This window comes from Rossellomorea sp. ABR4_004 (assembly GCF_056159585.1).
Window position 1 is genome coordinate 1,031,491 of record NZ_JBSWVM010000001.1, and the last position, 25,201, is coordinate 1,056,691.

26 protein-coding genes and 1 other annotated feature are annotated in these 25,201 nt (G+C 41.8%); of the genes, 4 read left to right on the top strand and 22 right to left on the bottom strand.

Annotated elements, in window-relative coordinates:
- Positions 1-18: 18 nt before the first annotated feature.
- The 12 genes from ACXAF2_RS05575 to zapA form a co-directional block, all read right to left on the bottom strand.
- Positions 19-1,203, bottom strand: coding sequence for a hypothetical protein (locus ACXAF2_RS05575; RefSeq protein ID WP_475137705.1), 1,185 nt, complete (start codon positions 1,201-1,203; stop codon positions 19-21).
- A 220-nt stretch (positions 1,204-1,423) separates the two neighbouring features.
- Positions 1,424-1,738: a thioredoxin gene (gene trxA, locus ACXAF2_RS05580; protein ID WP_148969866.1), complete on the bottom strand. Its 315-nt coding sequence runs from the start codon at positions 1,736-1,738 to the stop codon at positions 1,424-1,426.
- Between the two features lie 207 nt (positions 1,739-1,945).
- Positions 1,946-2,926, bottom strand: a complete 981-nt coding sequence (locus ACXAF2_RS05585) for an electron transfer flavoprotein subunit alpha/FixB family protein (RefSeq protein WP_475137706.1) — start codon at positions 2,924-2,926, stop codon at positions 1,946-1,948.
- 42 nt (positions 2,927-2,968) lie between these two features.
- Positions 2,969-3,742, bottom strand: a complete 774-nt coding sequence (locus tag ACXAF2_RS05590; protein WP_149156248.1) for an electron transfer flavoprotein subunit beta/FixA family protein — start codon at positions 3,740-3,742, stop codon at positions 2,969-2,971.
- Between the two features lie 133 nt (positions 3,743-3,875).
- Positions 3,876-4,646, bottom strand: coding sequence for an enoyl-CoA hydratase (locus ACXAF2_RS05595; protein WP_475137707.1), 771 nt, complete (start codon positions 4,644-4,646; stop codon positions 3,876-3,878).
- A 21-nt stretch (positions 4,647-4,667) separates the two neighbouring features.
- Positions 4,668-5,255, bottom strand: a complete 588-nt coding sequence (locus ACXAF2_RS05600) for a TetR/AcrR family transcriptional regulator (RefSeq protein ID WP_113969555.1) — start codon at positions 5,253-5,255, stop codon at positions 4,668-4,670.
- 136 nt (positions 5,256-5,391) lie between these two features.
- Positions 5,392-7,086, bottom strand: coding sequence for a long-chain-fatty-acid--CoA ligase (locus ACXAF2_RS05605; RefSeq protein WP_475137708.1), 1,695 nt, complete (start codon positions 7,084-7,086; stop codon positions 5,392-5,394).
- A 368-nt stretch (positions 7,087-7,454) separates the two neighbouring features.
- Positions 7,455-7,862 (bottom strand): DUF350 domain-containing protein, encoded by a 408-nt coding sequence (locus tag ACXAF2_RS05610; protein ID WP_148969871.1) that lies wholly within the window; start codon positions 7,860-7,862, stop codon positions 7,455-7,457.
- An 84-nt stretch (positions 7,863-7,946) separates the two neighbouring features.
- On the bottom strand, positions 7,947-10,304 hold the full coding sequence (locus ACXAF2_RS05615) for an endonuclease MutS2 (RefSeq protein ID WP_475137709.1): 2,358 nt from the start codon (positions 10,302-10,304) through the stop codon (positions 7,947-7,949).
- 20 nt (positions 10,305-10,324) lie between these two features.
- Positions 10,325-12,034, bottom strand: coding sequence for a DNA polymerase/3'-5' exonuclease PolX (gene polX / locus ACXAF2_RS05620; protein ID WP_475137710.1), 1,710 nt, complete (start codon positions 12,032-12,034; stop codon positions 10,325-10,327).
- Positions 12,035-12,227: 193 nt separating this feature from the next.
- Positions 12,228-12,767, bottom strand: a complete 540-nt coding sequence (locus tag ACXAF2_RS05625) for a CvpA family protein (RefSeq protein ID WP_475137711.1) — start codon at positions 12,765-12,767, stop codon at positions 12,228-12,230.
- Between the two features lie 7 nt (positions 12,768-12,774).
- Positions 12,775-13,035, bottom strand: coding sequence for a cell division protein ZapA (gene zapA, locus ACXAF2_RS05630; RefSeq protein ID WP_148969875.1), 261 nt, complete (start codon positions 13,033-13,035; stop codon positions 12,775-12,777).
- A 132-nt stretch (positions 13,036-13,167) separates the two neighbouring features.
- On the opposite strand from zapA, the gene rnhC reads away from it, so the two are divergent.
- On the top strand, positions 13,168-14,091 hold the full coding sequence (gene rnhC, locus ACXAF2_RS05635) for a ribonuclease HIII (protein ID WP_475137712.1): 924 nt from the start codon (positions 13,168-13,170) through the stop codon (positions 14,089-14,091).
- A gap of 261 nt (positions 14,092-14,352) precedes the next feature.
- On the opposite strand, the gene pheT is transcribed toward rnhC, so the two are convergent.
- The 3 genes from pheT to ACXAF2_RS05650 form a co-directional block, all read right to left on the bottom strand.
- The gene (gene pheT, locus ACXAF2_RS05640; RefSeq protein WP_475137713.1) at positions 14,353-16,767 is read right to left on the bottom strand and encodes a phenylalanine--tRNA ligase subunit beta; all 2,415 of its coding nucleotides are present in this window, start codon (positions 16,765-16,767) and stop codon (positions 14,353-14,355) included.
- A 26-nt stretch (positions 16,768-16,793) separates the two neighbouring features.
- Positions 16,794-17,831, bottom strand: a complete 1,038-nt coding sequence (gene pheS, locus ACXAF2_RS05645) for a phenylalanine--tRNA ligase subunit alpha (protein ID WP_148969878.1) — start codon at positions 17,829-17,831, stop codon at positions 16,794-16,796.
- A gap of 404 nt (positions 17,832-18,235) precedes the next feature.
- Positions 18,236-18,997 carry a TrmH family RNA methyltransferase gene (locus ACXAF2_RS05650; RefSeq protein ID WP_475137714.1) on the bottom strand — a complete coding sequence of 254 codons (762 nt, stop codon included), beginning with the start codon at positions 18,995-18,997 and terminating at the stop codon, positions 18,236-18,238.
- 124 nt (positions 18,998-19,121) lie between these two features.
- Between ACXAF2_RS05650 and sspI the strand changes: the two genes are divergently transcribed.
- Positions 19,122-19,343, top strand: coding sequence for a small acid-soluble spore protein SspI (sspI, locus tag ACXAF2_RS05655; protein WP_113969566.1), 222 nt, complete (start codon positions 19,122-19,124; stop codon positions 19,341-19,343).
- Positions 19,344-19,479: 136 nt separating this feature from the next.
- Positions 19,480-20,022: a cysteine hydrolase family protein gene (locus tag ACXAF2_RS05660; RefSeq protein WP_475137715.1), complete on the top strand. Its 543-nt coding sequence runs from the start codon at positions 19,480-19,482 to the stop codon at positions 20,020-20,022.
- A gap of 61 nt (positions 20,023-20,083) precedes the next feature.
- Here ACXAF2_RS05660 and ACXAF2_RS05665 read toward each other — a convergent pair whose 3' ends face one another.
- Together ACXAF2_RS05665 and ACXAF2_RS05670 are read right to left on the bottom strand one after the other, a co-directional pair.
- Positions 20,084-21,169 (bottom strand): M42 family metallopeptidase, encoded by a 1,086-nt coding sequence (locus tag ACXAF2_RS05665; RefSeq protein WP_475137716.1) that lies wholly within the window; start codon positions 21,167-21,169, stop codon positions 20,084-20,086.
- 101 nt (positions 21,170-21,270) lie between these two features.
- Positions 21,271-21,759, bottom strand: a complete 489-nt coding sequence (locus ACXAF2_RS05670; protein WP_475137717.1) for a dUTP diphosphatase — start codon at positions 21,757-21,759, stop codon at positions 21,271-21,273.
- A gap of 146 nt (positions 21,760-21,905) precedes the next feature.
- Here ACXAF2_RS05670 and ACXAF2_RS05675 point away from each other — a divergent pair, with 146 nt between their 5' ends.
- The gene (locus tag ACXAF2_RS05675) at positions 21,906-22,292 is read left to right on the top strand and encodes a sigma-w pathway protein ysdB (protein ID WP_148969883.1); all 387 of its coding nucleotides are present in this window, start codon (positions 21,906-21,908) and stop codon (positions 22,290-22,292) included.
- Between the two features lie 28 nt (positions 22,293-22,320).
- Here the strand turns inward: ACXAF2_RS05675 and ACXAF2_RS05680 are convergent, their stop codons facing one another.
- The 5 genes from ACXAF2_RS05680 to infC all read right to left on the bottom strand — a co-directional run bounded on the left by ACXAF2_RS05680 (position 22,321) and on the right by infC (position 24,962).
- The gene (locus ACXAF2_RS05680; RefSeq protein WP_427596349.1) at positions 22,321-22,890 is read right to left on the bottom strand and encodes a TVP38/TMEM64 family protein; all 570 of its coding nucleotides are present in this window, start codon (positions 22,888-22,890) and stop codon (positions 22,321-22,323) included.
- A 95-nt stretch (positions 22,891-22,985) separates the two neighbouring features.
- Positions 22,986-23,264: a DUF1294 domain-containing protein gene (locus ACXAF2_RS05685; protein ID WP_475137718.1), complete on the bottom strand. Its 279-nt coding sequence runs from the start codon at positions 23,262-23,264 to the stop codon at positions 22,986-22,988.
- Positions 23,265-23,847: 583 nt separating this feature from the next.
- A complete protein-coding gene (gene rplT / locus ACXAF2_RS05690) occupies positions 23,848-24,207 on the bottom strand; it encodes a 50S ribosomal protein L20 (RefSeq protein WP_113969573.1) in 360 nt (119 codons plus the stop codon).
- Between the two features lie 28 nt (positions 24,208-24,235).
- Entirely contained in the window at positions 24,236-24,436 is a 201-nt protein-coding gene (rpmI, locus tag ACXAF2_RS05695; RefSeq protein WP_032087387.1) for a 50S ribosomal protein L35, read from the bottom strand.
- A gap of 22 nt (positions 24,437-24,458) precedes the next feature.
- Positions 24,459-24,962, bottom strand: a complete 504-nt coding sequence (gene infC, locus ACXAF2_RS05700; RefSeq protein ID WP_034757009.1) for a translation initiation factor IF-3 — start codon at positions 24,960-24,962, stop codon at positions 24,459-24,461.
- An 88-nt stretch (positions 24,963-25,050) separates the two neighbouring features.
- Positions 25,051-25,190, bottom strand: a sequence feature (ribosomal protein L20 leader region).
- Positions 25,191-25,201: the final 11 nt, after the last annotated feature.

Genomic DNA, 25,201 nt, shown 5'->3' on the forward strand with positions numbered 1-25,201 from the left:
CAGTCTCTATACACTATATTATAATTGATTCAGGATGTTAAGAATAGCTTCACTATGCTGTTTCGCTTCATCTGCTTTTTCAGAAGAGATTGCTTCAAACCATTTTTGAGAAAGATCAAACATCTCTTGTGATTTCTCTTCACCAAGTTTGTCTTTCACGTTCACCTCTAGCATTTTTACAAACATATTGCCTTCCATTGCTTCTACTTTTGCTTCCGCAATATCACCGGACTCTACAGCTTCTGCCGCTTCCTCATGATACCCTTCTGCTTTACCTTTGATTGCTTTCGTATATAGAGCATTCACTTTATCAGCATCAATCGTAGATGGATCATTTTCCAGCGAGAAGATGGAATCCAGTTCATTCGCAGCAGCCTCGTCGCCACCGGATAAAGATCCTTTAATAGCCTGGAGGAAGCCATATCCTTCTGCTTGCATAATTGCTAACTCTTCCGTATTTCCTTCTTCAACCGCTTTACTGATTTTTTCAGCATAGGAATTTGAAGCAAGGTAGTAGCTTTGATAGATGGATTTATCTGTCACTTGCTTATAAACTGCGAAGTCTTCCGCATTTGAATCAGCCAACGCTTCTTCTTGTAGTGACAAGCCGTTGTTAATGTTTTCTACCATGCTGGATTCTCCTGATAACTCATATAATCCATCACGCTTTTCAGCTGTAGGAATGAATACATTTTCTGCCAGGTACTTAATTTCTGCAAACTTTGCTTTCGCATCATCTGCTTTATCCGCTTCCAGATCTTCACTTGCTTGACCTTGTAACCCTTTTTGAACTTGATAGAAGTAGGATTGCGTCAATTTATCAATGATTTGACGAGCAACGTTTTTGTCAAGCTCACCTGATTGACCACCTGAGATAGCGGCTTCAATTCCTTGAGAAAATTCTCCATTCACTTCATTTACCGCTGCTTGTAACTCAGAAGTGTAAATGTCATTGACAGTATCCCAGTTTACTTCCTTGTCTTCTTTCATTTTCTCTAATTCAGCTTTCATATCTGAATACGCTTTAACTTGTGATTCTGCATTAAGCGTCATTTCTTCTTTTTCTTCTTTTGGTTCTTCTTGCTTCTCTTCAGAAGATTGATCTGCTTCTTTCGGTTCTTCAGATGCGCTGCCGCAACCTGCTAATACGGAACCTGTTAATAGAAATGCTGCAAAGATTTTGGTCAAGTCTCTCTTTTTCATATGTATGTACCCCCGAATGAATGATAAATATAAATGATAATGATTTTCATTTCCGTTTAAAATTATATCGAGAATGATTCTCATAGTCAACGTTTTTTGAAAATTTTGTTGAAATTTATGGGGAGAGGGCTCGATTTTAAGGGACAAACATAATGTACCATCAAAAAAATACAAAAACACCGGGGCTGTATAGACAGCCCCGGTGTTTTAAAAGAATTTCTTATACGTGTTTGTTTAATAGCTCAGCAAGTGCTTCCTTAGGTTGGAAACCGATTACTTTGTCTACAACTTCGCCGTCTTTAAGGACAACTAAAGTCGGGATACTCATAACCCCGTATTTACCTGCTGTTTCCTGATTTTCATCAACGTCAACTTTGACGATTTTCACTTTGTCGCCCATTTCTCCATCTAGCTCTTCCAGTACTGGAGCGATCATTTTACAAGGTCCACACCAAGGTGCCCAGAAATCCGCTAATACCAGTCCGGAATTTGTTTCAGTTGAGAATGATTGATCAGTAGCGTGTGTAATTGCCATTTATATGCGCCTCCTAAAAACTTTAAGTGTAACGTTAGTATATCACCGTTTTTTTTGTGATGCTATTAATCTGCTCGTAGGTAATATTCCCTTCAGATAACGGAATATACAGGGAAGAAAAATAAGGAGCAGCCATCCGGCTGCATCCTTATTTTCACTACACACTATGCTTATACCCTATAGTCGCTACTTGAAACGTGAATTGAATTAAGAAGAAGATACTTTAAGCTTTTTAAATTCTTCAGTCAGCATCGGTACTACTTCGAACAGGTCACCCACGATTCCATAATCCGCTACGTTAAAGATGTTCGCTTCAGGATCTTTGTTGATCGCAACGATGACTTTAGAGTTCGACATACCCGCTAAATGCTGGATAGCTCCAGAAATACCACATGCAATATACAGGTCAGGCGTTACGACTTTACCTGTTTGACCAATTTGCAGGGAATAGTCACAATAGTCGGCATCACATGCTCCACGTGATGCTCCTACTGCTCCACCTAGAACATCTGCCAGTTCTTTAAGAGGATTGAATCCATCTTCACTTTTCACTCCGCGTCCGCCGGCGATGATGACTTTCGCTTCAGACAGATCCACACCTTCGCTTGCTTTACGTACGACTTCTTTAATGATTGTGCGTAAGTCTTTAATATCAACGGAAAGGGAAGAAACTTCTCCTGTACGTGACTCATCTTTCGCTAACGGCTCGATGTTATTTGGACGGATTGTCGCAAAAATCACACCGCCAGTCACAATTTTCTTCTCAAATGCTTTCCCGGAATAAATCGGTCTTGTGAAAACGAGGTTCCCACCAGCTTCTTCAAGGTCAGTTGCATCAGAAATCAATCCTGTGCTTAGCTTACTGGCCACTTTAGGAGACAAGTCTTTTCCAAGTGCAGTATGTCCGAAGATGATTCCTTCAGGCTTCTCTTGGTCGATAACCGATAGAACGGCTTGTGAATAGCCATCTGATGTATATTGCTCCAGTTTATCATCTTCCACAACCACTACTTTGTCCGCACCATAGTGAATCATTTCCTCACCTAAAGCGCTTACACTTTTGCCGATTAAAACGGCTACTACTTCTCCGCCTTCAGATACTGTTTTACCTGCCGCAATCGCTTCAAAGGAAACATTACGTAATGATCCGTCCCTAACTTCTCCAAGTACTAATACTTTTCTCGCCATGTTAAATACCCCCTGAATGTTAGTTATTACTATGAGTCAGCCTTATATAACTTTCGCTTCATTGCGAAGAAGTGAAACAAGCTCTGATACTTGAGCATCCAATTCGCCTTCTAACACTTTACCTGCTTCCTTCTTCGGTGGAAGGTAGATTTCAATTGTTTTGGTCTTCGCTTCTACTTCATCTTCATCTAAATCAATATCATCCAATTCCACTTCATCCAAAGGCTTTTTCTTCGCTTTCATGATTCCTGGAAGTGAAGGATATCGTGGTTCGTTCAATCCTTGTTGTGCCGTTACCAGTAAAGGCAGGGATGTTTCAATTACTTCTGAATCCCCTTCGACGTCACGTGTGACCGTTACCGTCCCGCCATCAATTTCTAATTTCGTGATCGTTGTTACATATGGAATATCAAGCTGTTCTGCCACACGGGGTCCAACTTGTCCAGATCCACCGTCAATGGCGACATTACCTGCCAGGATCAAATCTACTTCCTGTTCTTTTAAATAGTGGGCAAGGATTTTGGCTGTAGTGAATTGATCACCATGATCAAGGTCGTCCTCTGTGTTGATCAGGACTGCTTTATCTGCACCCATTGCCAGTGCTGTTCTCAGTTGCTTTTCACTTTCTTCTCCGCCAACTGTCACAACCGTCACTTCTCCACCATGTGCATCGCGAACTTGAATAGCTTCTTCCACTGCATATTCATCGTAAGGATTTATGATAAATTCAGCTCCATCTTCAGCAATTTGACCGTTTTGGATTGAAATTTTCTCCTCAGTATCAAACGTTCTTTTCAAAAGTACATAGATGTTCATGCGTAAGTCCCTCCTAATAATGTAAACATTCTTTCCCTTAAAAAGATTTTGACAATTTAACCCCTTTGAATGGGCAGCTTGAACATTCAAGACTGCCCCTCAATAAGAGTTTACTATATTACTAGAATGTATTCTAGCCTTTAAAGTGAGGTTCTCTCTTTTCAACAAACGCTGAAATACCCTCTTTGGCATCAGCGGATACAAAAATTTCACCGAAAAGATCCGATTCTCTCATTACACCTTCATAGAAGCGATCATCTTTAGTATAACTTAACAGCTCAATGGCTGCTTTCATCGCCCCTGGGCTCTTCTTCGCTATCTTATCGGCCATTTCCTTCGCTTTATCGAAGAGCTGATCCTCAGGATATGCTTTATTGGCAAGGCCCCACTGTACAGCTTCTGTTCCACTGATTGGCTCACTCGTTAATAGCATTTCTGCCGCTTTCGCTCTTCCAACCAATTTCGGCAAGCGCTGAGAGCCAGCAAAACCGGGTACAAGTCCTAACTGAAGCTCCGGTAGACCGAGCTTTGCATTCTCGCTCACCAATCGGATGTGACATCCCATTGCAAGCTCCAAACCACCGCCTAGAGCTGCGCCATGGATTGCTGCAATGATCGGCTTTGAAAAGTTCTCCATCCGCTCAAAGACGTCCTGGCCTTTTTTCGCCAATTTAGAGAATTCTTCACCCGTTTCAATCGTTGTGAATTCTTTAATGTCAGCTCCTGCAGAGAAGAATCGACCCTCGCCCTTCAGTAAGATCACCCGTACTTCGGCGTTTTCTTCAAGCTCATCCAGAACTGAATCGATTTCTTTAATAAGTCCACTGGCTAAAGCATTAGCAGGAGGTCTCTGAATTAGAACCGTTGCTACCTTTCCCTCTAAGACCCATGATAAACTTTCCATCTCTCATCCCCCTAAACTAATTTAGTTCCTGCCGCCACACCCATGAAGCAATAGTTTGTGAATAGCAGGGACTTGAGCTACTAAGTCATATTTCTGTTCGTTCATCACCCACGTTGTCACCATTTCATCCAGAGTCCCGAAGATCATTTGACGGGCCAGCCTGACATCCAGGTCACTTGAAAACTCTCCGGATTCTATTCCGCTAATCAGAATTTTATCGACTAATTGCAGATATCCTTTTAATACATCGTTGATTTTTAAGCGGATATCCTTATTGGATTGCCTGAGCTCCAGCTGTGTTACAATCGCTAGATGATGATCATCCGACAGAATTTTACAATGATTTTCAATCATCACTAATAATTTCTCTGAAACTGTCTGTTTTCCTGCTATAACTTCCTCAATTTTTTCGACAAAGAGTACCATTTTTTCTTTAAACAACGAAATCAGGATATCTTCTTTATTTTTAAAATAGAGATAAATCGTTCCATCAGCGACTCCAGCCTGCTTCGCAATCTTGGATACTTGTGCCTGATGGTAACCATTTTCTGCTATAACGATAACAGCAGCATCAATAATTTGCTTGTATTTAGGTTTATTTCGTTTCATAAGTTCTTGACCTGCCTTAAGAAAATATGAATGACTGTTCATTCATATTTTTATAATAAAAGGTTTTTCTTTACTTGTCAAGAAGAGATGCCTTGTCCAATTTTACAACAAAAAGAAAAAGCCCAATGGTATTCATTTAACTTGTTTTCTGTTCTTCCTCTATTTTTTGGCGCTCTTCATCTACAAGTGCTCTGCGTAATATTTTTCCAACAGCCGTTTTGGGAAGCTCTTTTCTAAATTCATAGATCCGGGGCACCTTGTAGGCAGCCAGGTATTTACGGGCAAATTCATTGAGTTCTTCCTCTGTCAGGACTTCTCCTTCTTTCAGGACCACATACGCCTTTACGGTTTCTCCTCTGTACTCATCCGGGACGCCTGCAGCTACAACCTCTTGAATCGCAGGGTGTTCATAAAGGACTTCTTCGATTTCACGAGGGTAAATATTAAATCCTCCCGCAATGATCATATCTTTTTTGCGATCCACAACATAGAAATAACCTCTCTCATCCATATACCCTAAATCTCCGGTCAAGAGCCAGCCATCCCTTAACGTTTGTTCGGTTTCCTCTGGACGATTCCAGTACCCCTTCATCACTTGGGGACCTTTCACGACGATTTCACCCATTTCATTCGGTGGAAGCGGTTCTCCTGTTTCCAGTGAGAAGATGGCTGCATCCGTACTTGGCCAGGGAACTCCGACACTTCCCTTTATTCTTTCCTTATCCCAAAGGAAATTGGAATGTGTGACAGGTGAAGATTCAGTCAACCCATACCCTTCAACCAGTTTCCCGCCCGTTACGCCTTCGAATTGCTGCTGGACTTCAACAGGCAATGGGGCGCTTCCACTAAGGCATGAATCGATGGAGGATAAGTCATAATTCTTCAGTTCAGGATGATTCAGCAGGCCGATATAGATGGTAGGTGCACCAGGAAACAGGGTCGGTTTCTGCTTTTGAATGGTTTTTAACGTTGTTTCTGGATCAAATTTTGGAAGTAGAATCATTTTATATCCTTGCATGACGGATAATATCATAACGGCAGTCATACCGTACACATGAAAGAATGGAAGAATTCCAAGGACACGCTCTTCTCCTTTTTTACATTTATAAAGCCACGCATCACACATGGAAGCATTGGCGACAAGGTTTTTATGGGTAAGCATAACCCCTTTTGGGAAACCTGTCGTACCGCCTGTGTACTGAAGAAGAGCCACATCGTTTTCAAAATCAAATTCATGATCGGTGCTTTCCGGTTTGGCTGTTTTCATGATTTCCGTAAATAAATGATTCTTTCCTGAATGGTCCACTTTCACAACAATGCCGTATTGTTTCTTCTGGATGAATGGATAGATGAGATTTTTAGGAAATGGAAGGTAGTCTTTGATAGCGGTTACAATAATGTGCTCAAGTCCGGTATTCTTCATCACTTTTGACACTCTTGGATATAAAATATCCAATGTCAGGATCACCTTGGCACCTGAGTCCTTCATTTGGTATTCAATTTCCCTTTCCATATATAATGGATTGGTTTGTACGACAATTCCACCTGCATAGAGAATGCCATAGTACGCGATGACGGATTGAGGAGTATTCGGCAGCATGATCGCAACCCGATCGTCTTTCTTAATTCCAAGCGTCTTAAGGTAATGAGCGAACTTGAGTGCGGATTCATGTAATTCTGTGAAGGTCATTTCCTTGCCCATAAATTGAATGGCAACTTTACTGTTATAAAGGGTAGCCGCTTCAGTTAAGTAGGACTGCAGTGGTTTTTCGATTAAATTTAACTCCGTGGGAACCTCTGCTGGATATTCAGCAAACCATGGTTTATTCATTGTAATCCCTCCTTATGAATATTTAGAAAATTTCTTCTATTCACTATTATAATATAAGGGGACTTCAGTTACAATTTGAAATCAATCCACTCGATACTTTTTTCCTATTTCTCAGGCTTGACCTTCCTTACAGATGATTTTATGAAAGAAAAAAGACTGCCTATTCAACCATATGACAGTCTGCTCGTACATTATTATTATTTTAGCATTGTTTCAATCTCCAAGCTCTCTTCACAGAGTACTTTGATTGTTTTGTAACTCGTTCATCAACCGTTACGTAAAGAACAGCATATAAATGATCCCAACGAGTAAAAAGCCCCCACATAAAGTGAGCAATACCTTTGCCAATGTTTCCATATTCCCTCTCCTTACGATATACCGGCTCCTATGACATAGGATAAACCAACTGAAATAACTAATGAAATGAAGCCAACCGCCCTGTTATCATTAGCGATTTCTTCATCGATTTTAAATTTGGGTGTGAGGAATTCATAAATGAAATAGCCGATCAGTAATAGAAAAAAGCCAAATACACCCCATCCGATTGTTGTCAAAATGGTATCATTGTGGCTGATGGAGTGGCGGAAAATATTCGCAATCCCAAATATTTTCCCACCCGTTGCCATCGCCACGGCCAAGTTGCCTTTTTTTATTTCTTCCCAATTCTTATACTTTGTGACTAGTTCGAAGATAGCTAAGAACAGAACCAGACATAGTATGACCACGCTATAATTCCCAGCCGTTTGAACAAATTCATTTTCCCAAAAGTTCTTCATCGTAAAGCTCCCTTTACCGCTTTATTTAAACCACTCTATTATTTTCACTATGAAAATTCGTACATATGAGCGGTCTAAAGGCTATTATTTGAATTGAACGACTGTTACGCCGGTTCCACCTTCACCTGCATCCCCGAACCGAATGTTTTTGACCGATCGGTGATTTTTCAAGTATTCCTGCACACCTTGCCTTAAAGCCCCCGTGCCTTTCCCATGAATGATGGAAACGCGGGGATAACCGGCAAGAAGCGCATCGTCGATGTATTTCTCCACCCTGGATAATGCATTTTCGAAACGCTCACCACGTAGATCAAGCTCAAGGCTGACGTGAAAATCTTTCCCTTTCACTGTGGCCAATGGTTTTGTCTCTACCTTCTGTTGAGATTGGATGAATTGAAGATCTGATTCCTTCACCTTCATTTTCATGATGCCCATCTGTACTTGCCATTCTTTCGCAGACACCCGTTCGACCAAGTGACCTTTTTGATCAAAGCTCAAGACTTTGACTTCGTCCCCTGGTTTTAACTCATGCATCGCCTGATTGACTTTTTTCTTTTGACCGGATGTTTTCAATTTCGGTGTAGCATCTTCCAATTGTTTCTTCGCCTGGATCAGTTCATGTTCCTTGATTTGAGCAGATTTTTCATGCTGCATTTTCCGTAAATCTTTGATCACTTGTTCCGCTTCTGCCTTCGCCTTTTCAACAACTTCAGTGGCTTTTTGTTGAGCTTTTTCGTACAGTGTATCCTTTTTCTCATAATACTCCATCATTTGCTTCTGCATATCTTTATGCATTTTCTCGGCTTGTCTTAAAAGTTCATGGGCTTCCTCAAGCTCCCGTTCACCCTGACGTCTGCTGTCTTCGAGGGAAGCAATCATATTTTCCACTTCTTTACTATCTGTTCCGATATGAGACTTCGCTCTCTGAATGACTGAATCTGAAAGCCCTAAACGCTTGGATATCTCAAATGCATTACTCCTTCCCGGGACCCCGAGTAAAAGCTTATAGGTAGGACTTAATGTTTCTACATTAAATTCCACACTTGCATTCACGACTCCTTCACGATTGTACCCATATGCTTTTAATTCAGGATAGTGAGTGGTAGCAACGACTCTTGCACCCGTTCCATGTACTTCATCCAAAATGGAGATGGCAAGTGCGGCTCCTTCTTGAGGATCTGTACCGGCACCCAGTTCATCAAACAGCACTAAACTCTCATGATCTACCTTTTTAAGGATGTCCACGATATTGACCATATGAGAAGAGAAGGTACTTAAACTTTGTTCAATCGATTGCTCGTCCCCGATATCCGCGTAGATGGTACGGAAGACGCCAACCTCTGATCCATCGAGAGCCGGGATCGGGAGGCCGGCCTGTGCCATTAAACTCGTTAAGCCCAATGTTTTCAGGGTAACGGTTTTCCCCCCGGTATTTGGCCCGGTGATGACAATGGAAGTAAAGTCTGCCCCCAACTCGATGTCATTCGCCACCGCTTCATCTATCGGCAGAAGAGGGTGTCGGGCTTTGTTCAGCTTCACTCGGCGTTCATTATTGATCGTCGGTTTAGACCCTTTTATGGAACGCCCGAACTTCGCTTTGGTGAACATGAAATCAATGTCTGACAGGACGCTGACAATCAAGAGCAGTTCTTCTCCTGATTCTTGCACACTTTCAGACAGCTCCTGGAGAATCTTTTCAATTTCAGATTGCTCTTTTAATCGAAGCTCGCGAAGTTGATTATTCAGTTGAACGATGGCTTCCGGTTCAATAAATAACGTTTGACCCGATGATGAATGGTCATGAATGATCCCGCCATATTGACCCCTGTACTCTTGTTTAACCGGAATCACATATCGATCGTTACGAATGGTAATGATCGCATCGGATAACATTTTTTGAGCATTGGAAGAGCGGATCATCCGTTCAAGTTTCTCCCGGATCCGTCCTTCATTGGCCCGTAGCTGAGTACGGATCGTGCGGAGTGCTTCACTGGCTGTATCCAGAATTTCCCCGTTATCATCTACGACTTTCCTAATATCCTGTTCTAAATAGGGAAGAGGAATGACCGTTCCCATTTTCTCCTGCAGAAGGGGAATGTCCACCTCTTCTTCCAATAACTCCTCTACAAAAAGCGTCAGCTTCCTGCTGGCCCGGATCGTACTCGCTACCTGAACGAATTCAGAAGGGGACAGCATCCCGCCTATTTGTGCACGCTTGACGTGTGGACGTATATCGAAAATCCCGCCTAATGGGGCATGACCTTTCAACCTGAGGATGGTCATGGCTTCATCTGTTTCTTCGTGAAGAGCTGTAATTTCATCGTACTCAACAGATGGCATAAGAGAAGATACCTTTGCATGACCTAGTGCAGATGCAGCATATTGCTTTAACAATTCTTTGATTTTATCAAACTCTAACGTTTTTAATACTTTAGAATTCACGGAATGTATTCCACCTTTTATCAGTTTCGCTTAATGAATTTGATTAACTCTTTTTTATCCCATGTATTGATGACAGTATCTTTCTTGATCCAGCCTTTTCGAGCTGTTCCGATTCCGACTTTCATGAATTCCAGGTGATCGATACTGTGTGCATCTGTGTTGATGACGAGCTTTACATTCTGTTCCTGGGCTTTTCGGATATTTTCAGCAGATAGATCCAGACGATTCGGATTTGCATTAAGCTCCAATGCCGTATCGGTTTCTTTCGCCAGCTGGATAAGCAGATCCATATCTACGTCATAGCCTTCTCTTCGTCCAATGATTCTCCCTGTTGGATGGGCGATGATATCCACATGGGCACTCTTCAAAGCCGTTGTCAGTCTCTCCATGATCTTTTCCTGGGATTGTGAAAAACTTGAATGAATCGAAGCAATGACAAGGTCTACTTTTTCAAGAATGTCATCCTCATAGTCCAACGTACCGTCAGGGAGTATATCCATCTCGATTCCAGAAAGGACTTCTATATCATCATACTTCTTGTTGATTTCTTTAATTTCATCGATTTGCTTAAGTAATCGTTCTGTAGTCAGCCCGTTTGCCACACGTAAGTACTGGGAGTGATCTGTGATGGCCATATATTGATATCCTTTGGCACGGCAAGCCTCTACCATTTCTTCAATCGAAAATGCACCATCCGACCAGGTGGAGTGCATATGAAGATCACCTTTAATATCTTCTAATGTGATGAGTGAATAATCCTTATGGAACTCTTCCACTTCTTTCCCATCTTCCCTCAGCTCTGGTGGGATCAAGGGCAAATCAAAATGATGATAAAAATCTTCTTCGGTTTTAAATGTCTGTATCTCACCGGTTTCACTATTCTCTACGCCATATTCACTGATCTTTTCCCCGCGTTCTTTGGCCAGCTTTCGCATGCGGACATTATGATCCTTCGATCCGGTAAAATGGTGAAGGGCAGTAGCAAATTCTTCTGGTTTTACAATCCGGAAATCGATGCTGACATCCCAATGATACGAAAGAGTCAGAGAAACTTTTGTATCCCCTGCTGCAATGGTTTCTACGATATTGGGCAGTTTCAACAGATCTTCCTTCACCTCTTTGGGATGCTCTGTTGCCAGAATGAAATCAAGGTCCTTGATGGTTTCTCTCATTCTCCTTAAGCTTCCCGCTCTTGAAAAGGTTTGGATGTTGTCCATGCTGAGGAGAAAACCTTCAATCTCCTCAGCGATCCCGTTCATAAAAGCGATCGGCAGACGGTCAGGTCTCTTCCCAACCTGGTCGATGGATGCCAGAATCTTCTCTTCCGTCTTCTTACCGAAACCTGCTAATCCTTGTACTTTATTTGCTTTACACGCTTCCTCCAGGTCTTCTATACCTTCTACCCCAAGTTCACTATAAAGCTTGGCAATTTTCTTTCCACCTAAACCAGGTAATTGAAGGAGGGGGATCAATCCCTTTGGAACTTCTTCCTTTAACTCTTCAAGGACAGAAGATGTGCCTTCGTTTATGTATTCCTCGATTACTCCAGCTGTTCCTTTGCCGATTCCGCTCAGCTTCGTAAAGTCACTGATTTCCTGTAAGCTCCGGTCATCATTCTCAAGTGCCGCCGCCGCTTTTCGGTAGGCAGAAATTTTAAATGAGTTCTCGCCTTTCAATTCCATATATATCGCAATTTGCTCTAATAATTTTATAATATCTTTTTTATTCAAGAGATTCACCTACTAACTTAGAATTAACGATTAGGGTCCTTTATGACTCCCCGTCACTTGCAAAAGCAAAACGATCCCATCTATATAGTAGCAAAATTGATAAAAAAAGAAAAAAGACTGACTTATAAGATGAACAAATCCGCTAAGGCATCCCTAACGAATTTGAATTGCATACTTATAGTCAGCCCCTTCTTCAGGCTACATATTCAATCCACCAAGATTTCACCAAATCAGAGAAAACAGGAGTATGTTTAACCATCGCTTGCGCAATAAATGAGTTATTAATGAATGTTTGAACCGACTCGATCGGCAATAATACGGCAATAAACAATAGAATGAAGATCATTAAATATGCTTCAATAAATCCTAATACCCCTCCACCAAGAACATTCAACTGCTTTAATAGAGGAAGATGTGCGACAAAATCGAGCATCGATCCAATGATTTGCAGAATGATCCGGACCGCGAAGAAAATCATCGCAAATGCGATCACACGATAATAAGCCTGATCTAAATTGGTCGACTCAAAAATCATATTCAATGTGGATTGCTCGTCCAATACAGGATAAGGAATCCATAATGTTAACTTCGGTGCAAGCTGATCATAATATATGTATGCTACAATAAAAGAAACAATAAATCCGAATATGTGGACCACCTGCAAAATGAATCCACGTTTTAAACCTATTAAAAATCCTATCACCAGGATGATTAACAAAGCTAAATCCAGCATCTTTTTTTCAATCCTTTAAACGTTTGATTTCTCGTTCCAGCTCTTCAAACTTTTCTTGTAGTTTGAGATAATCATTTACGGCATTCACCGCTGTCAGAACGGCAAGCCTGCTTGTGTCGAGAGATGGATTCATGGAGTTTATTTCTCTCATCTTGTCATCCACTTTAGAACAAACAAATCGGATTTGACTAGTTGATTCAGTCCCAACAATCGTATATTGTTGACCATATATGTCTACAGTGGTGCGATTTTTTTGTTGTTCAGACAACCTGAAAGCCCCCCATTCATAAGAATCCTAAACATAATCATACCACGAAATCTTTTGATTTTGGAAGGAATTTGTCATATTAGCTCACATTTTTTATTAAATACAAGAATTTTGTCATAAGGAGAGAGAAACTTGGCTAATACCGTCATTCAAGCAAACAAAGAAACCATCGAGAAAATGAAAGGCCACTATAAAAACGTATTAACGGACAAACTGCCACCGGGTGCCGTATTTGTAGCAAAGCCATCCGGCTGTACGATCACTGCCTATAAGTCGGGTAAAGTATTGTTTCAGGGAACTAACGGAGAAGGAGAGTCGATCCAGTGGGGCAAAGTTGAGCCTCCAAAGGTAAAATCACCTTCCAAGGGTACGACGACACTGCCTGAAAACTTCGCCGACTGGTCTGTCATCGGATCTGATGAAGTGGGCACAGGCGACTTCTTCGGGCCGATCACGGTGGTAAGTGCTTACGTGAAGAGAGAGCACCTTCCACTTATGAAGGAACTCGGAGTAAAGGATTCTAAAAATTTATCCGACCCTCAAATCATCAAAATAGCCAGGGATTTAATAGCCGCCATTCCGTATTCATTACTCATTCTGCATAACCCTAAATACAATGCGATGCAAGCCAAAGGAATGACACAGGGGAAGATGAAGGCTCTCTTACACAATCAGGCGATCCTGAATCTGTTGGAAAAAATGGCCCCGGAACTACCTGAAGGAATATTGATAGATCAGTTTGTTGAAAAGAATACATACTACAAACATATTTCTGCACAAAAGAAAATCCAACGTGACCGCGTCTATTTCAGCACAAAAGGTGAAAGCATCCATCTTGCTGTAGCCGCTGCCTCGATCATTGCACGTTATGCCTTCTTAAAGGAAATGGACAAATTGAGTGAAAAAGTTGGTGTCGAAATACCTAAAGGTGCCGGTAAGCATGTAGACGTTGCAGCAGCCAAGATCATTAAGCGTAAAGGGATAGAGGAATTAAAGTCTATGACGAAATGGCATTTTGCCAATAGTGAAAAGGCGATAAAGTTAGCCGGGAAATAAATAACCCCCCCATCGGTTGTGCCGGTGGGGATTGCTCTTTGTATGGTAGTGTTATCTTGGATTCAGCAGTTGAATTATGAATGATATTTACCTGCTGAATTCACTGCAATATTCTCCTGTTAAAATCCCCCGGATATTCACCTGCTGAATTTACCCCAATATTCTCCTGTTAAAATTCGTTCATTTTTCAACAGGCAAAACCCTCTTCAAACAGCAAAAAGGCGCCAGACTATTGTCTGACACCTTCCACTTTGAGCTGTATTACCCTCTCAACTCTGCACCAGCTTTTTCCTTCACTGTTTGCAGTACGTTATCATGTACTTTAACCACTTCTTCGTCCGTTAATGTCTTAGCAGGATCGAAGTATTTTAACGAGAACGCAAGGGATTTCTTGCCTGCTTCCATATGTTCCCCTTCATAAAGATCGAAGACTGATACTTCTTTCAGCAGCTTGCCTCCAGCGTCTTTAATGATGGATTCCAATTCTCCCGCTTTCACTTCTGTATCGACTACCAGGGCGATATCCCTTGTAATTGATGGATGGCGCGGGATTGGCGTGTAGCTTAATGCCGGCTTTTCATAATGGAAGATTGGTGATGCCTTCAGTTCGAACACATAGGTTTCGTTCAGGTCCAAGTCTTTTTCCGCCTCCGGATGAATCGCTCCAACAAAACCGATGACTTCATTGTCCAATTTGATTTCAGCCGTTCTTCCCGGGTGCATGCCATCTATCGCTGCCTGGCGGTAAGAAATTACGTCAGAAACGCCGATTTCTTCGAACAGACCTTCAAGGATACCTTTCGCCACATAGAAGTCAGCAGGCTTCTTTTCTCCTTGCCATGGATGCAGATGCCAAAGGCCTGTCATAGCCCCTGCAATATGCTCCTCTTCTTTAGGCAGCTCTTCTCCTGATTCTTGTAAGAAAACGGATCCCACTTCATAAAAGGCAAGTGAGTCATTCTGACGTGCTTTATTGTACGAAAGCACTTCAAGAAGCTGAGGAATGATGCTTAAGCGGAGATTGCTTCGCTCTTCACTCATCGGCATCAATAAGCGGACAGGCTCTCTTACGTCCAATGCATATTGTGTTGCTTTCTTATCGTTTGTAAGAGAATAGGTAATCCCTTGCAGGAGACCTGCTCCCTCTAAATAACGACGCACTTTACGGCGTTTCAACTGATGATTTGAAAGTCCGCCAGGTGTTGATTCTCCCTTTGGAAGAGTCAGCGGAAGGTTGTCATAACCGAATAGACGTGCCACTTCTTCAAGTAAATCTTCAGGAATGGTAATATCCCCTCTTCTTGTAGGAGCCGTTACAACAAACGTTTCTCCATTGACTTCTACATCAAATTGAAGTCGACGGAAGATATCTACGACTGTATCAGTTGAGATGGACGTTCCTAATGAAGAATTGATTTTTTCTAACGTAATCTCTACTTTCACAGGCTCAACTTCAAGTTCGTTAAATAATACCGTTCCCTCAAGCACATTCCCCTGTGCATATTCAGCCATCAGTTGCGCAGCTCTCTCCCCTGCTTTCAGGACACGATCAGGATCGACTCCCTTTTCATATCGTGTGCTTGCTTCACTACGCAGTCCGTGATCTTTGGAGGCTCCTCTGACAATCGCCCCGGTGAAATAAGCTGCCTCAAGAAGGACAGTCGTTGTATCGCTTTGGACCTCGGAATTCGCTCCACCCATCACGCCTGCAAGAGCGACCGGCTCCGTACCATTCGTAATGACAAGCTGGCTGCTTGATAAGGTTCTTTCTGCATCATCAAGTGTGACGAATGTCTCCCCATCAGTCGCACGACGGACAAGGATCTCCTTCGAACCAAGGCGGTCGTAATCAAATGCGTGAAGAGGCTGACCATATTCCAATAACACATAGTTCGTAATATCGACTACGTTATTATGTGGTCGGATCCCGGCTGAGATCAATGCATTTTGCATCCATAATGGAGATGGACCGATTTTCACATCTTTAATGATTTTAGCACCGTAAAGAGGATTATCTTCTTTTGCCTCCACTTTTACCGTTACATAATCCGACGCCTTTTCACTGCCTTCGGATAACTTCGTTTGGGGAAGCTTCACTTCACGACCCAAAATGGCCGCTACTTCATACGCCACTCCCAGCATACTTAAGCAATCAGAACGATTAGGTGTCAAGCCCAATTCAAGAATGGCATCATCAAGATTCAATAATTCCACTGCATCCCTGCCTACTTCAGCATCATCCGAGAACACATAAATTCCTTCTGCATGTTCTTTCGGTACAAGCTTTCCTTCTACTCCAAGCTCTTGCAGGGAACAAATCATCCCGTGAGATGCTTCACCGCGAAGCTTGGCTTTCTTGATTTTGAAGTTACCCGGCAGGACGGCTCCAACCTTTGCGACCACCACTTTTTGACCTTTTGCCACGTTTGGTGCTCCGCAAATGATCTGAACAGGTTCTTCTTCTCCTACATCCACTAAGCATTTATTTAATTTATCCGCATCTGGATGTGGCTCACATTGTAAAACATGGCCGACGATCACATTTTTAATATCTTCCCCGATTCGCTCTACACCTTCAACTTCAATCCCGCTTCTTGTAATCTTCTCTGCTAACTCTTCAGGTGTGACACCTGATAAGTCTACATAATTTTCTAACCATTTATATGAAACAAACATGTGTAGTACCTCCTATCGATTTTCTTTTACTCTTCTGTTCCGAACTGAGTGACAAAGCGCGTGTCGTTTGTATAGAAATGACGGATATCATCGATTCCGTATTTCAGCATGGCAATACGTTCAGGTCCCATTCCAAATGCGAAGCCTGTATATTTCTTTGAATCAAACCCTGCCATTTCGAGTACGTTCGGGTGAACCATTCCTGCTCCAAGAATTTCGATCCATCCCGTTCCTTTACATACACGACAGCCTTTACCACCACAGATTTTACATGAAATATCCATTTCGACTGAAGGCTCTGTGAACGGGAAGAAGCTTGGGCGCAAGCGGATTTCACGATCTTCACCGAACATTTTCTTGGCAAATACATTAAGCGTCCCTTTCAGGTCACTCATGCGGATGTCTTCATCAATGACGAGTCCTTCGATTTGAGTGAATTGATGAGAGTGTGTTGCGTCATCTGTATCACGACGATACACTTTCCCTGGACAAATAATTTTAATTGGTCCTTTGCCTTTGGCCAGTTCCATCGTTCTTGCCTGCACAGGAGAAGTATGAGTACGCAGTAGGGTTTCTTCCGTAATATAGAAGGAATCCTGCATATCACGGGCCGGGTGACCTTTGGGAAGGTTCAGTGCTTCAAAATTGTAATAATCCTTTTCCACTTCCGGTCCTTCAGCAACGGTATAGCCCATTCCGATAAATAAATCTTCAATTTCTTCCACAATCATCGTAAGCGGATGATGATTTCCCTTTTTAACAGGGCGCCCCGGTAACGTAACATCGATCGTTTCAGATTGAAGCTTCTTTTCAACCGCTTCTTTTTCAAGCACCGCCTGCTTTGCTTCAATGGTTTCTGTAATCGCTCCACGAACTTCATTCGCAAGGGCTCCCATTTTAGGACGCTCTTCCGCTGAAAGTTTCCCCATTCCTTTTAAGGCTTCGGTTACAGGTCCTTTTTTACCCAGATAAGCTACACGGATATTGTTCAGTTCTTTTAAGTCCTGTGCTTCGTTCACTTTTTCGATTGCTTCTTGCTGAAGGGATCGTAATTTGTCCTCCATTTATACTTCCTCCTTTAATGTATATCGTCCGAATGATCGTACTGGTATGGTTTAAAAACAAATAAAAAAACCCCATCCCAAAAAGGGACGAGGTTTATATCGCGGTACCACCCTTATAAGCATATCCATGGTTATTTTGCTTTCGCAAAAAACCTCGGCAGACATACTCACTTCATTCGGATAACGGCTTTGCCGGAGCATCTTTACATTCATCAAATGAATGGTCCCGATGCCAACTCGAGAGGTGAAATCTTCACATCATGCGTTCCTAAGAATGCTTTCAGTCCAGGGCATTCTCTCCCTTAAAGAAGGTCATGTGCTACTTTCCTCTTTCAACGTTTTTTAAGTTATATGTGCATTATTATAGTGAATTTCCAGGCAAATTTCAAACCTTTTCAAGAAATTCACTGCCCATTTTTAAAATAGTATAATAAAACCCCTGCAGCGATGGCAACATTTAACGATTCGCTTTTCCCATATATGGGAATATAGAGATTCTGATCGGTTGCTGTTAAGAGTTCGTTCGACATACCATTTCCTTCGTTACCCACTATCAGTGCATAAGAAGATGGAGGCTTGATCGTTGTATACTCCACACCATTTTCCAGGGCTGTTCCATACACAGGGATGTTCCGTTCTTTCAACTCTGGAATGGCTACAGTAAGATCCCTTCTGATAATCGGTATGTGAAAATGGGCTCCTTGTGCAGAGCGCAAAACCTTAGGGTTATATGGGTCCACCGTCCCCTTTCCTAACACGACCATATCAATCCCCGCTGCATCCGCCGTACGAATGATGGTTCCAATATTCCCGGGATCCTGAAGGCCATCAAGAAGCATGAATGTTGCCGCTTGTTCAATTTCATGCTCGTCTTCTTTTTGCCTACAAACAGCAAAAATCCCTTGGGATGTCTCTGTATCGGATAAGGCTTTTCCGACTTCATCGGACACCATGGTCATGGAAACAGAGTCCACCGTCCATTTCTGAGGAAGATCGGTTCCTCCCACAAGGATCAGTTCAATGACCGTATCCTCCTGCTTCAATGCTTCTTCCACGAGGTGAAAGCCTTCAATTATGTATGTACGGGTAAGATCCCGTTCCTTTTTGGTCAATAACTTCTTCCACTGCTTCACAACAGGATTTTTCGAGGATTGAATATACTTCAATCGTATCCGCTCCTTTTACTTACTATTCAAGGTCTCATTATACCTTAACTTTCCTACATAATAAATTCAATTTGAGACAAGATAACAATGAATTCCTCATCCTAGCAAAAAGGAGAAATGTGTGATGAATCTTAACTTACGAAAAGCAATCATACACAACGTATCTGGTAATAACCAGGACGAACTGAGAGACACCATCGTCGATGCAATCCAAGGAGGAGAAGAAAAAACCCTTCCTGGACTGGGTGTACTCCTTGAAGTCTTCTGGCAAAACGCAGATCCTCAGGAACAAAAAATGGTCCTCGAAACATTAGAGGAATCATTGCAACAGCAACAAACGCAGTAAGAACACGGGCGACCCTTTCTAGGGGTTGCCCTTGTTTTTTCCTTTCCCATTTTATATTTTCTCCAGTTTTGTTTTAGTATTACTCTTTCAGTGGTATTGAAAACATACAAAGGTAAATGGAAGGGGAAACGATTGTATGAGTCAAAAGAAAAGTGCATTATTGATCATCGATATGATTAATACTTTTGATTTCCAAGGTGGAGAGAAGTTATACGAAAACACTCTGAAGATTGTAGATAATATCCGCGGACTCAAGAGAAAAGCGAAAGAATCCGGCATTCCGGTCATATATGTGAACGATAACTACGGTCTCTGGCAGGATAATATGAATGACATCATCGAGCATTGCAAAAAGAAAAAAGGAGAAACCGTAATCGAAAGGCTTCACCCGGATACAGATGACTATTTTATCATCAAACCGAAGCATTCCTGCTTTTTCGGGACGCAACTTGATATCCTGCTTCACCAGCTGGATGTAAAACACTTGATATTGACAGGAATCGCAGGCGATATCTGTGTACTCTACACCGCTAATGATGCCAATATGAGGGAGTATGAAATATCGATACCGAAGGATTGCATGGCATCAGAGTCGTACGAGGACAATGAGAGTGCCATTCGCATTATTAAAAAAACGATTGGTGCCGACATGACTTTATCTGATCAAATGACTTTTTAATGCAAGCTCCACTATTTCATGAAAAAGAGACCCTAATCCCATAGGGTCTCTTTCCTTACAATTAATCAAATGTAATCTTCGCCACTGTATCATTATCTAACTTCTTGATTACTTCTGTAATCAGTTTAACCGCATTCTCATAATCATCACGATGCAGCATTGCTGCATGGGAATGAATATAGCGGGTTGCAATGGTAATGGATAAAGCAGGAACTCCATTTGCCGTTAAATGAATCGCACCGGAATCCGTTCCACCACCGGCAATGGAATCGAATTGATACGGAATGTTATGTTCATCCGCTGTATCTGTTACAAAGTCACGAAGCCCTTTGTGAGAAATCATGGACGCGTCATACAGGATGATTTGCGGGCCTTCACCCATCTTACTTGATGCTTCTTTGTCAGAAACGCCAGGTGTATCCCCTGCAATTCCAACATCTACACCAAAGCCAATATCAGGCTGGATCTTGGCTGCTGACGTTCTTGCTCCACGCAGGCCAACTTCTTCCTGCACTGTACCTACGCCATATACCACGTTTGGATGCTCTTGACCTTTCAGGTTTTTTAGTACATCAATGGCAATCGCGCATCCGATGCGGTTATCCCATGCTTTCGCAAGAAGCATTTTCTCATTGTTCATCACCGTGAATTCGAAATGAGGGACAACCATATCCCCAGGCTTCACTCCCCACTCCAGTACTTCTTCACGGCTTGAAGCTCCGATATCGATAAACATATCTTTAATATCAACCGGCTTTTTACGGGCTTCCGGAGGCAGGATATGCGGTGGCTTGGAACCGATCACTCCCGTTACTTCCCCTTTACTTGTCACGATCGTCACTCGCTGGGCAAGCATCACTTGTGACCACCAGCCCCCCACTGTTTGAAAGCGCAGGAACCCTTTGCTGTCGATTTGAGTGATCATGAAGCCGACTTCATCAAGATGCCCGGCCACCATGATCTTAGGTCCGTTCTCATCGCCTACTTTCTTAGCAATTAAGCTTCCCAGATTATCTGTTGTCATTTCATCTGCAAATGGTTCTATGTATCGCTTCATTACGTTTCGTACTTCTCTTTCATTCCCCGGTACACCTTTTGCATCGGTTAAATCCTTGAGCATTGTCAATGTTTCATCTAATTTTGTCACTGTTTCGACCCCCTAAATGTTTATACACTCTCATTATACTAAAACCTGTCCGATTCATCAAAATTTCCTGAATCTTCTTGAACTATCTCAACTGAACCGGATTAGTATCCTTCTTTTTGACGATTATAATTCACTTCATTCTTCTTCACATAAGCGTCAAACACCTCTTCATGGGAGAATCCTAACAGCTCACCCAAATAGACATAATGCCTGAACAATTGTTGAAAATGCTCAACCGAACGCTCTTCAGAGAAGTAATTGGCCGATTTGAATACTTCCAAGAATTGTTTCGTGACATCTTCATTTGCGTAATTGGTTTCCCCTAAATCAAATTGCTGGATGCCGATTTCAAGTCCCAGTGATAGGATGAAATGGATTCCATCTACAAATTCTTCAAGGATCACTTCTTTCGATGAAGATGATTTCTTACTCCAGAACTTAAAGCTTCTCGTTTCATTGGCAAGTTCCCCTACTTCAACAAGCAGGGCAAGGATTTTCTTTTCAATTAAATCTGCGTTTTCTAATCCGTGTTCTTGTTCGATATGTTGATCCAGCTTCTCTTGCATGTCCAATAACTTTTCAATATTCATGACATTTTCTCCCCTCATGATGCCTATTTTTCTGATGTTCTCTCTTAGTATGACAAATTTTCAAAGAAATTTTAAATAAAATGAAACCTTTTTCTGTTTTTATCGTAAATAATAGGAGAAGACTTATGCCTAGGGAGGTAATGGTAATGCTTTGGCTTATTCGGTTAGTGATTTTTTTCCTTATTCTTTATCTTTTATACCGCAGTGTGAAATACATTATAGACCCAAAGCGAAAGCTGGAACTTGCCCAGGAGCAGAAACGTTTTTACTTTCTCGATGATCAGGAAAATGTACGTAAGAATTTTCACGTAACGTATAAAGGAGTTCTTTTCGAAGGAGAAAAATATTTAGGAGCAACAGAAAAATCCTTTGAGGTGGTTTCCATTTTTGTTTGGTCAAAAAATATCTCTTCTTTAAAGGGACTGACTCAAGAAGATTTTCAATACCTCCAGAATGAAATCAAAGAAAGATACCCGAATGCAAAGCTGGATTGGAAAAGCCCGATCCATGAATTTCTTCAAAAAAAGCAATAAAAAAATGGCTATTACTTCTAGCCATTTTTTATTTACCCGGAAAGAACTCTCTCCATTCAATCACTCTTACTTTTTCTCTTAGAAGATAAAAGAGGACGATGAGTGCCAGGAAAATCATGACGAGAATAGGAGGGGAAAATTGTTTGATGTATTGACCGAAAACCGTGTAAAAAAACGCCAGGGGAATATTTGAAATAACAGAGGCCCGGATGAAAGGTTTAAGCTTTTTCTTGCGTTCAAGTAAACAAAGGTTCAAAAGCTGATAATGGACAAAAGGAATTAACCGCAGAATGGCAATTTGACCGGTTGTGAGAGTAGCATTTCTTCCAAACCATTTTTCTTTCAATCTCAAGAGCTTTTCATAGAAAGATGTAAAGCTCTTTATGACAAAATAAAAAGTAACGGATAAGAGCGTTAATCCGATTAATGAATACAGAGTGCCGAATATACTTCCGAACAGCACTCCTCCCGCCATACATACAAGGGCTACAGGGATGAACAGAAATTGCCTTAGAATATGAAACAAAACAAACAGAACAGGAGCCAAATACCCACTAGCTTCCATGAGGGCGAATGCAGCAACTAACCGTTCGTCCATGGCTAAGGTGACCTCCTTCTGCTTTTCTAAGCTGTTATAGACACTCCTTATATAGTATGTAATGGAGACGGGTTAAAGAATGAAAACTTCAATTTCTACAACTTAGCATTCAGCCAGATAAAAAGCAGACTATGAAGCATGACAAGCAGCGGAAAACCGAAAGCGAATACTTTATGTTTCGTTTTATGCCTGTATACCTTCATTCCCATATATGCGCCGATGCTGCCTCCTAGAATCGCCACCTGCCACAAAGTACTCTCCTTGATGCGATATTCATTTCGCTGCGCCTTTCTTTTATCCTTGCCCATGATGATAAAGCCGATGATATTGATGACAATGGCATATAGATATAAGATACCTGTTAATGTACCCATGATTTTTACCTGCTTTCTGAATTGATTTATATAAGAAGGTCCTTCTCGTAAAGTTTGTTACTTTCTTAAAGGAGACAGTAGTAGTTGATTTCCGCTACAGGATGCTCGCTTTCCGCGGGGCTGGCGGTGAGACTCCTCGGCTGCGCCTCCGGGGTCTCACCTGTCCAGCTATTCCCGCAGGAGTCGAGCACCTTCCGCTCCAATCAACTTTCTAAGCATGTATCTTTAATAGAAATAAATAAATCAAAAGCTTTTAGCAAACAATTTATTTTGAATAGAGGTAATGCCCTATTGAAGAAAGAATTCTGTCTTCGAATTAGTTTGTTTTTCAAAACCTTGTAGCTCTGTCACGAAAAACTTTTAAAAATGGTGAGGGGGAACTGCGTATACTCCTGCGGAAGTACGGGCGTGCCGAGACCCCTGGAGCGAAGCTGAACAGTTCCCCTCACCATTCAACACAGACTAATGGACAGAGCCTATGCAGACCATATAATAAATAATAACAAGCTTTGCGAATAAAGCCTATAAGAAAGGACCGGCCAGAGGCCAGTCCTTTTTGTCTGCTAACTTAGTCAGCAGTTAATTATTTGTTAAGTTGAGCTTTAGCAGCATCTGCTAATTGGTTGAATGCTTTTTCGTCAGCAATCGCAAGCTCAGCAAGCATTTTACGGTTAACTTCGATACCAGCAAGCTTTAAACCGTGCATTAAACGGCTGTAAGAAAGACCGTTCATACGAGCAGCCGCATTGATACGTGTGATCCATAATTTACGGAAATCACGTTTCTTTTGGCGACGGTCACGATAAGCATACATGTATGATTTCATGACTTGTTGGTTTGCTACTTTATATAAAGTATGTTTTGAACCGAAATAACCTTTGGCTAATTTAAGAACTTTTTTACGACGTCTGCGTGTTACTGTTCCGCCTTTTACGCGTGGCATAATAATTCCCTCCTGTTTCTATTACTTCTTATTTTAGGTTGTCAAGCATATGACGAATGCGTTTGAAATCTCCTTTAGAGACAACAGCCGCTTTACGTAGCTTACGCTTTGCTTTAGTAGATTTGTTTGCGAATAAGTGGCTTGTGTAAGCGTGTGAACGTTTAAGTTTACCAGAACCTGTTTTCTTGAAACGCTTAGCTGAGCCGCGGTGAGTTTTCATTTTTGGCATGTGCTTTTCCTCCTCGGGTCCTTTATTTTTCGTTAACTGGTGCAAGCACCAAGAACATACTGCGACCATCCATTTTCGGTTTTGATTCAACGGTTGCTACATCTTTACACTCATCAGAGAAGCGATCCAGAACACGTTGACCAATTTCTTTGTGCGTAATCGCACGACCTTTAAATCGGATTGACGCTTTAACTTTGTCTCCTTTTTCAAGGAACTTACGAGCGTTACGAAGCTTGGTATTGAAATCATGTTCATCAATCGTCGGGCTTAAACGAACCTCTTTAAGATTGATGATCTTCTGATTCTTACGCGCTTCTTTTTCTTTCTTCTGTTGTTCAAACTTAAACTTACCGTAGTCCATGATACGAGCAACGGGTGGTTTAGCATTTGGAGCAACAAGAACAAGATCAAGATTTACACGTTCAGCAATTTCAAGAGCTTCATTCTTGGATTTAATCCCAAGTTGCTCACCGTTTTGATCGATAAGACGTACTTCACGGGCACGAATCGTTTCGTTTAAGATCATGTCTTTGCTAATAATTAGCCACCTCCAAGGTTTATTAAAAGAATACACGGCTTTGGCCGACGCACTCGCTTCCTTTTTTGCGTGGAACACACAAAAAAAGATGCGAGTGTCGAAACACCCGCACCTGATTATTAAGCATATATAAATGGCTTTAATAGTCAATCACATACCTGTAAACAGCACGAACGCGTTATTCAGGTGAGAAGCGGGTAGCTTCTACTTGTACCAAACTGTATTCA